This window comes from Bradyrhizobium denitrificans (genome assembly GCF_013179005.1).
GTDB lineage: Bacteria > Pseudomonadota > Alphaproteobacteria > Rhizobiales > Xanthobacteraceae > Bradyrhizobium > Bradyrhizobium denitrificans.
In genome coordinates this window covers 168,598-181,466 of record NZ_JABFDP010000013.1, presented here as the reverse complement: position 1 = coordinate 181,466, position 12,869 = coordinate 168,598, and the positions used below count along the sequence as shown (strand labels likewise).

Sequence of the window (12,869 nt, the reverse complement as noted above, 5' to 3'; positions counted from 1 at the left end):
ACACGGGCAGGCGAATTCAACTGCCCGGCCGGCGAGAAGGCGCGCGGCGCCGCCCGCATCCGGCCATCACAGAGGGGGAGCGTCCTGTCTTGAACACAACGATCTTGCTGTTCCTGTTGCAGGACGGCATTACCAACGGCGCGATCTATGCCCTGCTTGGGCTGGCGCTGGTACTGGTATTTGCCGTCACCCGGGTGATCCTGATCCCGCAGGGCGAATTCGTCACCTATGGCGCGCTCACTTACGCCTCGCTCGCCGCCGGCCGCATGCCGGGCACGGCGAAGCTTGCCGTGGTGATGGGCCTCATCGCGTTTGCCTTCGACCTCTATGCGATGCGCAAGACGCTGCACGTGCCGAAGATCGCGCGAACGTTCGGCCTCAACATGGTCTTTCCGGTGGTCGTTCTGCTGGCCAGCCTATGGGCCGCTGACCAGCGCATGCCGGCGGGCGTCAGCCTGGTGCTGTCGCTGCTGATCGTGGCCAGCATCGGTCTGTCGCTGTACCGCATCGTGTTCCAGCCGCTCGCCCACACCTCGGTGCTGGTGCTGCTGATCGCCTCGGTCGGCGTGCATCTGGCGCTGCAGGGCCTGGGCCTGCTGTTCTTCGGCGCCGAGGGCCAGCGCGGCCCGACCCTGCTCACCGCCAGCGCGACGCTCGGCTCGCTGCGCTTCACCGGCCAGGGCATGGCGGTCTACGGCATCACCATCGCCTTCATCGTCGGCCTCTGGCTGTTCTTCGGCCTGACCCTGTACGGCAAGGCGCTGCGCGCCACCGCCGTCAACCGGCTCGGCGCCCGTCTCGTCGGCATCCGCACCACGCTGTCCGGCCAGATCGCCTTCCTGCTGGCCTCCACGATCGGCGCGCTCTCCGGCATCCTGATCGTCCCGATCACGACGCTCTATTACGACACCGGCTTCCTGATCGGCCTGAAGGGTTTCATCGCCGCGATCATCGGCGGCCTGATCAGCTACCCCCTGACCGCTGTGGCTGCCCTTGTCGTCGGCATCGTCGAGGCGTTCTCCTCGTTCTACGCCTCGAACTTCAAGGAAGTGATCGTCTTCACGCTGCTGATCCCGGTCCTGCTGCTGCGTTCGCTCGCCGCGCCCGCGGTCGAAGAAGAGAAGGATTGAGCCGTGCGCGAGCGTTGGCCTCTCATCGTCTTTGCCGTCCTCGTCGCGGCGATCCCGTTCATCCCGGGCGTGCCGCCGTTCTGGATCGTCCTGCTCGACAATATCGGCCTGTCCGCCTTGGTCGCGATGGGCCTGGTGCTCTTGACCGGCGTCGGCGGTCTCACCTCGTTCGGCCAGGCCGCCTTCGTCGGCTTCGGCGCCTACACGACTGCGGTGCTGTCGGCGCAGTACGGCGTCTCGCCCTGGCTGACCCTGCCGCTGTCGCTGCTGGTCTCCGGCCTTGCGGCGGTGCTGCTCGGCCTCGTCACCGTCAGGCTGTCCGGGCATTACTTGCCGCTCGGCACGCTCGCCTGGGGTCTCGGCCTGTATTATCTCTTCAGCAAGCTCGCCTTCCTCGGCCGCAATGACGGCATCTCCGGCATCCCGCCGCTCTCGATCGGCAGCCTCAAGATGCTCGATCCCGGCACGATCTATTTCGCGATCTGGGCCGCCGTGCTGATCGCAGCGCTGCTGACGATGAACCTGCTGGACTCGCGCACCGGCCGCGCCATCCGGGCCCTGCGCCGCGGCCATATCGCGGCCGAGGCGTTCGGCGTCTACTCGCCGCGCGCCAAGCTGCTGGTGTTCATCTACGCGGCCGTGCTCGCCGGCCTGTCCGGCTGGCTCTATGCGCACTTCACCCGCGCCGTGAACCCGACGCCGTTCGGCGCCCAGGCCGGCATCGAATATCTGTTCGTCGCGGTCGTCGGCGGCGCCGGCTATGTCTGGGGCGGCGTGCTGGGCGCGGCGATCGTCGTGATCCTGAAGGAGGTGCTGCAGAGCTACCTCCCGCTGCTGCTGCATGGCGAAGGCCAGCTCGAGACCATCGTGTTCGGCATCCTCCTCGTCACCCTGCTGCAGCTCGCGCCGACCGGCCTGTGGCCCTGGCTGACCGCGCGGCTGCCGTTCAAGCCGCTCGCCAAGAAGCCCGACACCTCGATCGCGCTGCCGGCCCGGGCGCGCTCCGCCTCGGCGCCAAGCGTGCTGCTGCAGGTCGACAACGCACGAAAGCAGTTCGGCGGCGTGGTTGCGGTCAACAACGTCTCGTTCGACGTCCAGGCCCGCGAGATCGTGGCGCTGATCGGCCCCAACGGCGCCGGCAAGAGCACGACCTTCAACCTGATCACCGGGGTGCTGCCGCCGACCTCCGGCAACATCTCCGTGCTCGGCAAGGCCGTGGGCAACGCGCCGCCGCAGGATGTCGTCAAGCTCGGCATTTCCAGAACCTTCCAGCACGTCAAGCTGGTGCCGGACATGACGGTGCTGGAGAACGTCGCGATCGGCGCGCATCTGCGCGGCCATTCCAATGCGCTCTCCAGCATGTTCCGGCTCGACCGCGGCGACGAGGCCAAGCTGCTCGCGGAGGCGGCGCGCCAGATCGAGCGCGTCGGGCTCGGCGACCAGATGCACCAGCTCGCCGGCTCGCTCTCACTCGGACAGCAGCGCATCGTCGAGATCGCCCGCGCGCTGTGCGTCGATCCGATGCTGCTGCTGCTCGACGAGCCGGCCGCAGGCCTGCGCCACATGGAGAAGCAGCGCCTTGGCGCGCTGCTGCGCGACCTCCGCGCCGGCGGCATGTCGGTGCTGCTGGTCGAACACGACATGGGCTTCGTCATGGACCTCGCCGACCGCATCGTGGTGCTCGATTTCGGCACCAAGATCGCCGAGGGCACACCAGCCGCGATCAAAACCAATCCCGAGGTGATCAAGGCGTATCTCGGAGCCACCGCATGAGCACCTTGCTGGAAGTCACCGACGCGCACGTCTCCTACGGCAAGGTCGAAGCGGTCAGGTCCGTCTCGCTCACCGTCGCCGAGAACGAGATCGTCACCATCATCGGCGCCAACGGCGCCGGCAAGACGACGCTGCTCAGCGCCATCATGGGCGTGTTTCCGCTCAAGGGCCGCGTCTCGTTCCTGGGGGAGGACCTGGCCCGCTACGAGATCGAGGACCGCGTCGCACGCGGCCTCTGTCTGGTGCCGGAGCATCGCGAGCTGTTCGCGAGCATGAATGTCGAGGACAATCTGCAGCTCGGCGCTTTCAGAATGTCGAAGGCGCATGCTGCCAGAGGCTTCGAGCACGTCTACACGCTGTTCCCGAAACTGAAGGAGCGGCGCAAGCAGCTTGCCGGCACGCTGTCCGGCGGCGAGCAGCAGATGCTGGCGATGGGCCGCGCGCTGATGGGCGCGCCGAAGATGCTGATGCTGGACGAGCCGAGCCTCGGGCTGGCGCCGATCATCGTCGCCGGCATTTTCGAGATCGTCGCCAAGCTGCGCGAGGAAGGCGTCTCGGTGCTGCTGGTTGAGCAGAACGCCAAGGCTGCGCTGAAGGTCGCCGACCGCGCCTATGTGATGGAGCTCGGCGAATTCGTGCTCAATGGCAAGGCCAGCGAGATCGCGACTGACCAACGCGTCGCGGCGAGCTATCTGGGCTTTGCCGAGGCGGCGGCCAGCTGAGCCTGATGTGAAGCGGGAGGCGCCGTCTCAGGATGGCGGCTGTCGCGACAACAGGAAGTCGACCATTACGCGCTCCAGCGCCCGGTACATGTCCGTACCTGTCGCCGTCAGGCAGCCGCGCTCACGCGCGGCGGCGATGAACGGCGAGACCTCGGGACGCGTGATCACGCAGCCGCAATAGGCTGACGGGCTCACCGTGGCCATGTCGACCGGCAGGGGATCGCCCGGCTGCATGCCGGCCGGCGTCGCGTTCGCCACCAAGTCGAATCCGGTTGCATCCATGGCGCCGATCAGCGCCCGGCCCCTGCCGCGCTCATTGAGGCGCGCGATCAGCGCATCACGCCGCCCGGCGTCGCTGTCGTGAATCGCGAGCTCACGCACGCCCGCATCGATCAGCGCCAGCGCAATCGCCGATCCGGCGCCGCCGGCGCCGATCTGCAGCGCGCGGGTGCCGTTCGGATCAAAGCCCTTGGCCCGCGCAGCACCGACGAAGCCCAGGCCATCGACCATGTCGCCATGCCAGCCGCCATCGGGGCTGCGCCGCATCAGGTTGACCGCGCCGATGAAATGCGCACGCTCGGTGGCGGTGGCGCAGGCGCGGTAGCAGGCGAATTTGTGCGGGATGGTCGCGACGATGCCATCGAGATTCTTCACGCGCGTCGCCGTCGCGAGGAAGCCGGCGAGATCAACTGGTGCGACCTGGACTGGGACGAGGATCGCATCGCTGCCACGCTCCGCAAAGGCCCGGCTGACGCCGGCCGGAGCGCGCACCTGCGCGATCGGATCACCGATGATGATGTGGAGCCGGGTCGCTCCGGTGGGGGCGGGAATCATGCAGGGCCTCCGTGAACCAAAAAATCATGGTCCTCATAGCCGAAAGGCCGGCTCACAGAGCCGGCCTTTCTGATCTTGCCATGGTTCGCGCGACTTATTTCGCGGGGACGTATTTGCCGTCCTTCACGGTCAGGATGATGCGGGCGCGGTCGTCGAGGCCGGAGCGGTCCTTTTCGGTGAAGTTGTAGACGCCCTGGGAGGCCGCCAGGTCCTTTTCGGAGAGCAGCGCCTGGCGGATGGCCTCGCGGAACTCCGGCGTGCCGGGCTTGGCGGTCTTCAGTGCCACCGGGATCACGCGCTTGAGGATCTCGAACGCGTCATAGGAATGGCCGGCGAACTGGCTGCGGCTGTTCGGGCCATACTTGCCCTCATAGGCCTTGTTGAGCTCGAGGCCGGGCTTCTTGGTGAGCGCGCTGTCGTCCTGGGTTTCCGGCGACATCACCGGACCCGAGGCCATGATCACGCCCTCTGCCGCCTTGCCGGCGATGCGGATGAAATCCATGCTCGCCGCGCCGTGGGTCTGATAGATCAGGCCCTGATAGCCGCGCTCGCGCAGTTCGGTCTGCGGCAGCGCGGCCGCGGTGCCGGAGGCGCCGACCAGGATCGCATCCGGATTGGCGGCGACCAGCTTGAGCACCTGCCCGGTGACGGACGTGTCGGGGCGGGCAAAACGCTCCTCGTCGACGATGGTGATGCCCATCGGCACGCCCTGGTTCTTGAGATCGTTGAACCAGAGATCGCCGTAGGAGTCGGAATAGCCGATATAGCCGACGGTCTTGATGTTGTGCGCCTTCATGTGCTCGTAGAGCACCTTGCCCATGATCGGCACCGGCTGCGGCATCACCACCGACCACTTCATCCGCTCCGGCGTGACCGGGAACGGCGCCAGGCCGAAATGCGGAATCCCGGCTTCGTTGGCGACGTTGGACACCGCGATCGTCGGCGGCGTCAGCGCCGAGCCCATGATGATGTCGGCCTTGGACTCGGTCACGAAGCGCCGCGCGTTGGTGGTCGCCGTGGTCGGATCGCCGCCGTCATCCAGCACGATCACCTTCAGCGGCACGCCGCCGATCTCCTTCGGCACGAATTCAAGCGCATTGCGCTCGGGAATGCCAAGCGCGGCGCCCGGGCCCGTGGTGGTGGTGGTGATGCCGATGGTGATTTCGCTGGTCTGCGCCAGCGCCGGCGCAGAGGCTAGCATCGCGATGACGCCTGCCGCCGCCAGATAGGCCTTTCTCATTCAATCCTCCCTCAATCTTTTCGGTTCAGCTCGTGATCCGCCGATCCTGTTTGCAGTCCCGCCCTGATCCAGGGCGCCTTCGATCTCGGCCGGCCGATATGTGTCCAAACGTGATCCTGGCATTGAACACGAGAAGATCACGTCTCACCAGTCGACCAAAGCACGACAGAGATTCATCCTTAAGACGGCCGCATGTCGCACCTGTTGCAGCGCCTCACCCTCCAAGAAACTTGCTCCGCATCTCCTCGGGAAAAGGCGCCGATTTCAGCTTGTCCGGATCGGCCGGATCGCGCCCGACCAACACCCGGGTCTCGAACCCTTCAATGGCCAGCGCCTCGCCCTTGAACACCTTGTGGGTGACGTCGAACGAGGAGCGCTTGATGCTCTCGATCCGGCTCTCGATCGTGATCCAGTCGCCATAGGTCGAGGGGATGTAGAACTTGGCCCGTGTGTCCACCATGGGAATGCCGACCAGGCCGTAACGGCGGACGATGTCCTGCTTGGAGAAGCCGGCCGCCTCGAACATCACCGAAGTGGCGTCGTCGAACATCGCGAAATAGCGCGGATAGTAGACGATATTGGCGGGATCGCAGTCGCCCCACTGGATCTGCACGTCGCGGCGGTTGACGAACATCGATTGTGAACCTCGCTACAAGCCGCGGAGAATATTGCGCTCCCTCTCCCCGTTCTTACGGGGAGAGGGCTGGGGTGAGGGGCAACCACACCCACCGACCTCGCGGAGAGCCCCCCTCACCCGGATTGCATCTGCCGATGCAATCCGGCCTCTCCCCGCACGCGGGGAGAGGCTGGGAGCCTGCTCATGGCCGGCGGCCGAACTCATTCGAACATTCAATCCTACTTCGGCGCCATGCGCAGCGAGCCGTCGAGGCGGACGACTTCGCCGTTCAAATAGGCGTTCTCGACCATGTGCAGCGCGAGCGCGGCGAACTCGTCGGCCTGGCCGAGCCGGCGCGGGAATGGGATCGCGGCGGCGAGCGAGTCCTGGGCCTCCTGCGGCAAATTGGCGAGCAGCGGGGTCAGGAACAGGCCGGGCGCGATGGTCAGCACGCGGATGCCGAACTGCGCGAGCTCGCGGGCGATCGGCAGGGTCATGCCGACGATGCCGCCCTTCGACGCCGAATAGGCCGACTGTCCGATCTGGCCGTCATAGGCCGCGACCGAGGCGGTGTTGATGACGACGCCGCGCTCGCCGGTTGCCTGCGGCTCCAGCTTGGTCATGCCGTTGGTCACAAGGCGCAGCATGTTGAAGGAGCCGATCAGGTTGACCTTGATGACCTTCTCGAAATCGGCCAGCGGCATCGGGCCGTCACGGCCGACCACGCGCTTGGCGACGCCGATGCCGGCGCAGTTCACCAGCACGCGCGGCTGCTGTCCGAGCGCCTCGACCGCCTTGGCAACGGCGGCTTCCGCGCCGGCCGCGTCCGAGACGTCGCAGACCACCGCCACGCCCTTGATCTCGGCGGCAACCTCCTCCGCCAGCTTGGCGTTGAGGTCGAACACGGCGACCTTGGCGCCCTGCGCCGCGAGCTTGCGGGCGGTGGCGGCGCCGAGGCCGGAGGCGCCGCCGGTGACGATGGCGGCCTGATCCTTCAACAACATGTCGTTTCTCCCTTGAATGCGGCGGTCAGCGGGCCAGGATGATGTCGTCGCCCGGTGTCGCGGCGTAGATGCGCTCGATCAGGTCCTTGCGGTTCTCCAGCACGGCGCGCTGGTTGATCGAGCCCTTGTCGGTGACCTCGCCCTTGTCGATCGACAGCGGCACGCCAAGCAGCACGGCGCGCGTGATCCGCGTCGAGGAGCCGGTCGCGGTGCCCTGGAATTTGGCAAAGCGCTCGCGGAAGGCCGCGACGATCAGCGGATCTGCCGCGGTCGCGGCGAGATCGTCCATCGGCAAGGTCGGGTTGATCAGGCGGCAGCCGTCGAGATCGAGCACGACGATGGCGGCGATCTCGTCGCGGTTGATTCCGGCGATGATCACGTCGCGTGCCAGCGGTGCACAGGCGGCGACGAAGCGCGCGCGCAACGGACCGACCGAGACCCAGGTGCCGGAGGCGAGCTTGAAGTCCTCGGCGACACGGCCGTCGAAATCGAAACCAGCGTTGAAATCGTTGGGATCGACGGGCTTCAGCGCGTCGCCCATCTGATAGTAGCCCTCGGAATCGAACGCCGCGGCCGAGACCTCGGGCAAGCGCCAGTAGCCCGGCGTGACGTTCGGCCCCTTGGCGCGCACTTCCATCTTGCCGTTGTTCGGCACGAGCTTGGCTTCGTTGCCCGGCACCGGCAGGCCGACATGGCCGGAGCGGCTGGTACGCGGATTGACCGACATGAAGAACGGCGCCGTCTCCGTCGAGCCCAGGCCGGTCAGCATCGGCACGCGAGTGCCGGTCTCGGCCACCGACAGCTCATCGAGCTCGTTCCAGACATGCGGCGCCAGCGCGGCGCCGGAGAAGAACATCGCATGCAGCCGGCTGAAGAAGGTCTTCCGCAGGCCCGGATCCTCGCGGAAATAGGGCAGCAGCGACTCGTAGCCCTTCGGCACGTTGAAATAGACCGTCGGCGAGATCTCGCGCAGGTTTCGCACCGTCTCCTCGATGCCGCCCGGCACCGGCTTACCCTGGTCGAGATACATCGAGCCGCCGTTGAACAGCGTCAGCCCGATATTGTGGTTGCCGCCGAAAGTGTGATTCCAAGGCAGCCAGTCGATGATCACCGGCGGCTCGTCCTTCAGGAAGGCGAGCGTCTCGCGGATCATCACCTGGTTGGCGCAGATCATGCGCTGGGTGTTGATCACGGCCTTCGGATTGCCGGTCGAGCCCGAGGTGAGCAGGAATTTTGCGATCGTGTCCGGACCGATCTTGTCGTGGACGGCGTCGAGGCCGGCAAACAGCGGCGAGGCGATCAGATCGGCGAGCATCGTGATCTTGCGGCCCGGCACCGACCCGAACGACGCCACGATCTCGGTGCCCTCAGGCACGTTGGCAATGAGCGCGTCCGCGAACTTGTCGGCGTCGTCGACGAAGACGAGGCCCGGCGTCAGCAGCTTCATCAGATAAGCGAGCTTGCCGTAGTCGCGCGATACCAGCGAATAGGCCGGTGACACCGGGCAGAACGGCACGCCGGCATAGAGCGAGCCGAACGCGACCAGGGCATGGTCGATCGAATTGCCCGACAGAATCATCACCGGCCGGTCGGGCGACAGGCCGCGCGCGAGCAGCCCCGACGCGATGTGCCGGCTCGCCGCCAGCAGCGTGGCGTAGCTCAGCTCGCGCCAGCCTTCCGGCCCGACGCGCTCGGCCATGAACACGCGCTGTGGCGTGGTCTTTGCGAAGTGATGCAGCCGGTCCGTAATCCGCAGCGGATAGTCGCCGAGCGGCTGCGTCGGCCGGAGATAGATGGTGCCGTCGTCGCGGCGCTCGACGTTGACGACGGGATCGTTGAACGAGATGGCGCGCAACGGATGAACACTGGCGCTCCGCGCCGTGCTGTCCGTCCCCCCCTGTGTGATTGTTTTTGTTTGCGCGGTCATGTCACGTCGGCTTCACTTTGGCTGTCTTGTGATCGAGGAAGGCGCGAATGCGGCGCTTGGCCTCCTGATCGCTCTGCGCGACGGTGGCCATCAGCGATTCCATCAGCAGACCGGTCTGCGGGTTGGCCTCCGCAATCATCGGCAATGCCTGCAGCACCGCGAAATTCGTCAGCGGCGCGTTGCTCGCAATCTTGCCAGCGAGCTCCATCGCCTTGGTCATCGATGCGCCCGCTTCGACCAGATATTGCGCGAAGCCGTAGGACGAACCTTCGGTCGCCGAGTAGACGCGGCCGGTGAGCATCATGTCCATCATGCGGGCGACGCCGATCAGGCGCGGCAGCCGCACCGAGCCACCGCCGCCGACGAAGATGCCGCGCTGGCCCTCGGGCAGTGCGAAATAGGCGGACGGCTCAGCGACGCGGATATGAGCGGCACAAGCGAGTTCGAGACCGCCGCCGATGACCGCCCCTTTCAGCGCGGCGATCACGGGCACGCGGCAATATTGGATGCGGTCGAACACGCGATGCCACATCTGCGAATGCACGAGGCCCTCGGTAGCGTCGCGCTCGCGCAGCTCGGAAAGATCCAGGCCGGAGGAGAAATTGTCGCCGAGGCCGTGGATGACGACGACGCGAACGTCGTCCGGCAGACCGGCAAAGCAGTCGCCGATGGCGAGGATGATGCCATCATTCAGCGCGTTGCGCTTGGCGGGGCGATTCAGCCCGATCGTCAGGACGGCGCCCTGCTGTTCGATCTGCAGCAGCGACGGATCCCCCGCAGGCGTGGCGGTGTCGGCGTTTCCCATGGGCTCTATTGTGTCCTATCCAGAATAGTTATGTTTTATAACGATCTTGCCAGGAGTCAATAAGCGGGCTCCGATATCATGTTGTGCAATGCAAAAAGAGCGGCGCCGGAATGAACTACGCGATGCGACGCGCGGCGCATCGTACGGCGCAACCGCGCAAAGGCAAATGACATGATCGGGCGTTCCCGCGGCAAAATCACGCCCGGGACGGGCCGAGATCGGCCCGCATCACGTGCCAAGGGCGCAGGCAGGGCCAGGCGCCGACTGACGCCGTCGTCGTCGTCCGCCTACTAACAACAACACAGGCGGCAGCAGGTGCGGCCGGACCGACGCGGCTTTCGGACATGAATGGCGGGCAACATCGCATTCAGCATGGCTTCAAAGCGCGCAAGGTAGAACGTCACCACACTTCCCAATGGAGGGGATCATGGTTTCGCTGAAGAAATCTATCGCAGGCGGCATCGCCGCGCTCGCTGTGACTGCAACCCTGTTCGCCGGCGCGGCGCCAGCGCAGGCCCATGACGGCCGCAATGCGGCGCTGATCGGCGGCCTGGTTGTCGGAGCCCTCATCGGTGGCGCGCTGGCATCGGACGCGCAGGCGTATGAGCCCGCCCCGGTCTATCGCTCCCAATACCACTACCAGCCGCGATACCAATACCGGTCCCACTATCGCGACGCGGCGTATGACGGCTACGGCGACGAGGGCTACCGTTACGTGCCGGCTCACCGCTATCGCAATTGCGACCACGGCTACCGCAGGGCGTCGGATTGGGACGACGAGGATTAGTTCGACGTCTCACCGGTATTCGAGCAACCCGATCGTCTTGCTCAACGCCACGGCGCCCCCCCAAGCTCCGCTCTCGTCCCTGCGCTCGCTGGGACGACAGCAGGGGATTGAGTCACATCTCACAGCCACACCGTCATTGCGAGGAGCGCAGCGACGAAGCGATCCAGAATCCCGCCCACAGCCCTGGATTGCTTCGCTGCGCTCGCAATGACGGAGTTTGTCGCAACGGCGCGGCCTACAACACCACGTGCACGTCGACGATCACGCGATCCGGATGCCGCGCAGCGGAGCCGACAAAGATGTGCTCCATCAGCCAGCGATACTTGTCGTGGCCGGTCTCGAAGCGTGGCTGGGTCCGGAAGTAGATCAGCTTGGGATCGACGGGCTCGCCGCGCTTGAGCTTCTGCAGCAGATCGACCGGTCCGAAGCGAATGCCGCGGTTCTCGACATAGATGGTCGCGCCATCATCCGTTTCCAAGGCGTATTTCGCCTCCAGGTCGATCAGCTCGTTGGGGCGGATGACCTGGAAGTCGGCGCCCAAATTGCAAATCCTGCCGCTGACGCCCTCGCCGCTCAGGCCCGGGCCCTTCACCTCGCCGCCATGGATCGGGATGATCCGGCGCACGCCGACGCCGGTCTCGCCAGCGCTGGTGACGTCGCCGACCATCACGGTGAGGGTGAAAACATACTTCGTGTCGAGAACGGGCGCGGTCATCGGTTCATCATCTGTTGCGGCAGCCAGGTGGCGAGCAGCGGGAAGGCGATCAGGATCACCAGCCGGATCAGATCGGTCGCGACGAAGGGCAGCACGCCCTTGAAGATGGTGGAGAACGAGACATCCTTCACCACGCTCTTGATCACGAATACGTTCATGCCGACCGGCGGGTGGATCAGGCCGAGCTCGACGGTCATCACGATGATGACGCCGAACCAGATCGGATCGAATCCGAGATGCGAGATCACCGGAAAGATGATCGGCACAGTCAGGATGATCATCGCCATGGCGTCCATCAGGCAGCCGAGCACCAGATACATCACCATGATCAGCGCCAGCACGCCGTAGGGCCCGAGGCCGAGGCCGGTGAGGAACTCCGTCACCTTCTGCGGCGTCTGCGTCACCGTGAGGAAGTAGCCGAAGATCAGCGCGCCGATCAGCACCGTGAACACGGCCGCCGCCGTGCGTGTCGCCTGCAGCAGCGAGGCCAGGATCTTGTCCTTGTCGAGCCGACCGGTGAACAGGCCGATCAGGAAGGCGCCGGTGGCGCCGACGCCGCCGGCTTCCGTCGGCGTGAAGCGCGGCAGGAACGGCAGACCGTAGAGGCCGCCGATCACGAACAGGAACAGCAGCACTGGCGCCCAGATACCCTTCAGCCCCTTGATGCGCTCGCGCCACGGCAGCGCCTCACCCTTGGGAAGGAAGTCCGGCCTGACGCGCCCGATCACCGTGATGGTGACCATGTACATGGTCATCGCCAGGAGCCCCGGGATGATACCGGCAATGAACAGCTTGCCGATGTCCTGCTCGGTGATGATGCCATACACCGCGAGCACCGTGGAGGGCGGCAGCATCGCCCCTAACGTGCCGCCGGCGGCGATGACGCCGGTGGCGAAGGATTGCGGATAGCCGAAGCGGCGCATCTCCGGATAGGCCACCGCCGAGAAGGTCGCGGCGGTCGCCACCGACGAGCCGCAGATCGCGGCAAAGCCGCCGCAGGCGGCCACCGTGGCGATGCCGAGGCCGCCCCGCAAATGGCCGACAAAGCCGTTGGCAGCGCGAAACAGCTCGCGGCTCATGCCGGAGTTGGACACGAACGTTCCCATCAGCAGGAACATCGGGATCACGCCGAAGGTGTAGTCCGTGACCGTGCGCATCGAGGTCTGGCCGACCAGCTTCAGAGCCGCCGTGCCGTTGACGAGGTAGGCGAAGCCGGAGACGCCGACGAGCCCCATCGCCATGCCGACGGGCACGCGCAACAGCATCAGGGCAAACAGCGCGACGAAGCCGATGATTGCGACCGCATCCGTGCTCAT

At 65.9% G+C, this 12,869-nt stretch carries 12 protein-coding genes; 4 read left to right on the top strand and 8 right to left on the bottom strand.

Annotated features, from left to right (window positions below):
• Window positions 1–89: 89 nt before the first annotated feature.
• The 3 genes from HL671_RS16265 to HL671_RS16255 are packed head-to-tail and all read left to right on the top strand — an operon-like array spanning window position 90 to window position 3,625.
• Window positions 90–1,130, top strand: a complete 1,041-nt coding sequence (locus HL671_RS16265; RefSeq protein ID WP_172236993.1) for a branched-chain amino acid ABC transporter permease — start codon at window positions 90–92, stop codon at window positions 1,128–1,130.
• 3 nt (window positions 1,131–1,133) lie between these two features.
• Entirely contained in the window at window positions 1,134–2,903 is a 1,770-nt protein-coding gene (locus tag HL671_RS16260; RefSeq protein WP_012046897.1) for a branched-chain amino acid ABC transporter ATP-binding protein/permease, read from the top strand.
• A complete protein-coding gene (locus tag HL671_RS16255; protein WP_012046898.1) occupies window positions 2,900–3,625 on the top strand; it encodes an ABC transporter ATP-binding protein in 726 nt (241 codons plus the stop codon). The genes HL671_RS16260 and HL671_RS16255 overlap by 4 nt, the downstream gene beginning before the upstream one ends.
• A gap of 27 nt (window positions 3,626–3,652) precedes the next feature.
• On the opposite strand, the gene HL671_RS16250 is transcribed toward HL671_RS16255, so the two are convergent.
• The 6 genes from HL671_RS16250 to HL671_RS16225 all read right to left on the bottom strand — a co-directional run bounded on the left by HL671_RS16250 (window position 3,653) and on the right by HL671_RS16225 (window position 10,051).
• A complete protein-coding gene (locus HL671_RS16250) occupies window positions 3,653–4,459 on the bottom strand; it encodes a shikimate dehydrogenase family protein (protein WP_172236992.1) in 807 nt (268 codons plus the stop codon).
• Between the two features lie 94 nt (window positions 4,460–4,553).
• Window positions 4,554–5,699, bottom strand: a complete 1,146-nt coding sequence (locus HL671_RS16245) for an ABC transporter substrate-binding protein (RefSeq protein ID WP_012046900.1) — start codon at window positions 5,697–5,699, stop codon at window positions 4,554–4,556.
• Window positions 5,700–5,913: 214 nt separating this feature from the next.
• Window positions 5,914–6,333 carry an acyl-CoA thioesterase gene (locus tag HL671_RS16240; protein ID WP_012046901.1) on the bottom strand — a complete coding sequence of 140 codons (420 nt, stop codon included), beginning with the start codon at window positions 6,331–6,333 and terminating at the stop codon, window positions 5,914–5,916.
• Between the two features lie 221 nt (window positions 6,334–6,554).
• Window positions 6,555–7,319, bottom strand: coding sequence for an SDR family NAD(P)-dependent oxidoreductase (locus tag HL671_RS16235; RefSeq protein WP_012046902.1), 765 nt, complete (start codon window positions 7,317–7,319; stop codon window positions 6,555–6,557).
• A gap of 25 nt (window positions 7,320–7,344) precedes the next feature.
• Window positions 7,345–9,246, bottom strand: coding sequence for a feruloyl-CoA synthase (locus tag HL671_RS16230; protein ID WP_172236991.1), 1,902 nt, complete (start codon window positions 9,244–9,246; stop codon window positions 7,345–7,347).
• A gap of 1 nt (window position 9,247) precedes the next feature.
• The gene (locus HL671_RS16225; RefSeq protein ID WP_012046904.1) at window positions 9,248–10,051 is read right to left on the bottom strand and encodes a crotonase/enoyl-CoA hydratase family protein; all 804 of its coding nucleotides are present in this window, start codon (window positions 10,049–10,051) and stop codon (window positions 9,248–9,250) included.
• Between the two features lie 427 nt (window positions 10,052–10,478).
• Here HL671_RS16225 and HL671_RS16220 point away from each other — a divergent pair, with 427 nt between their 5' ends.
• Window positions 10,479–10,838 (top strand): hypothetical protein, encoded by a 360-nt coding sequence (locus HL671_RS16220; protein ID WP_012046905.1) that lies wholly within the window; start codon window positions 10,479–10,481, stop codon window positions 10,836–10,838.
• A gap of 235 nt (window positions 10,839–11,073) precedes the next feature.
• Here the strand turns inward: HL671_RS16220 and HL671_RS16215 are convergent, their stop codons facing one another.
• Both HL671_RS16215 and HL671_RS16210 read right to left on the bottom strand, forming a co-directional pair.
• On the bottom strand, window positions 11,074–11,553 hold the full coding sequence (locus HL671_RS16215; RefSeq protein WP_172236990.1) for a DUF3237 domain-containing protein: 480 nt from the start codon (window positions 11,551–11,553) through the stop codon (window positions 11,074–11,076).
• Window positions 11,550–12,869: a TRAP transporter large permease gene (locus HL671_RS16210; protein ID WP_012046907.1), complete on the bottom strand. Its 1,320-nt coding sequence runs from the start codon at window positions 12,867–12,869 to the stop codon at window positions 11,550–11,552. The genes HL671_RS16215 and HL671_RS16210 overlap by 4 nt, the downstream gene beginning before the upstream one ends.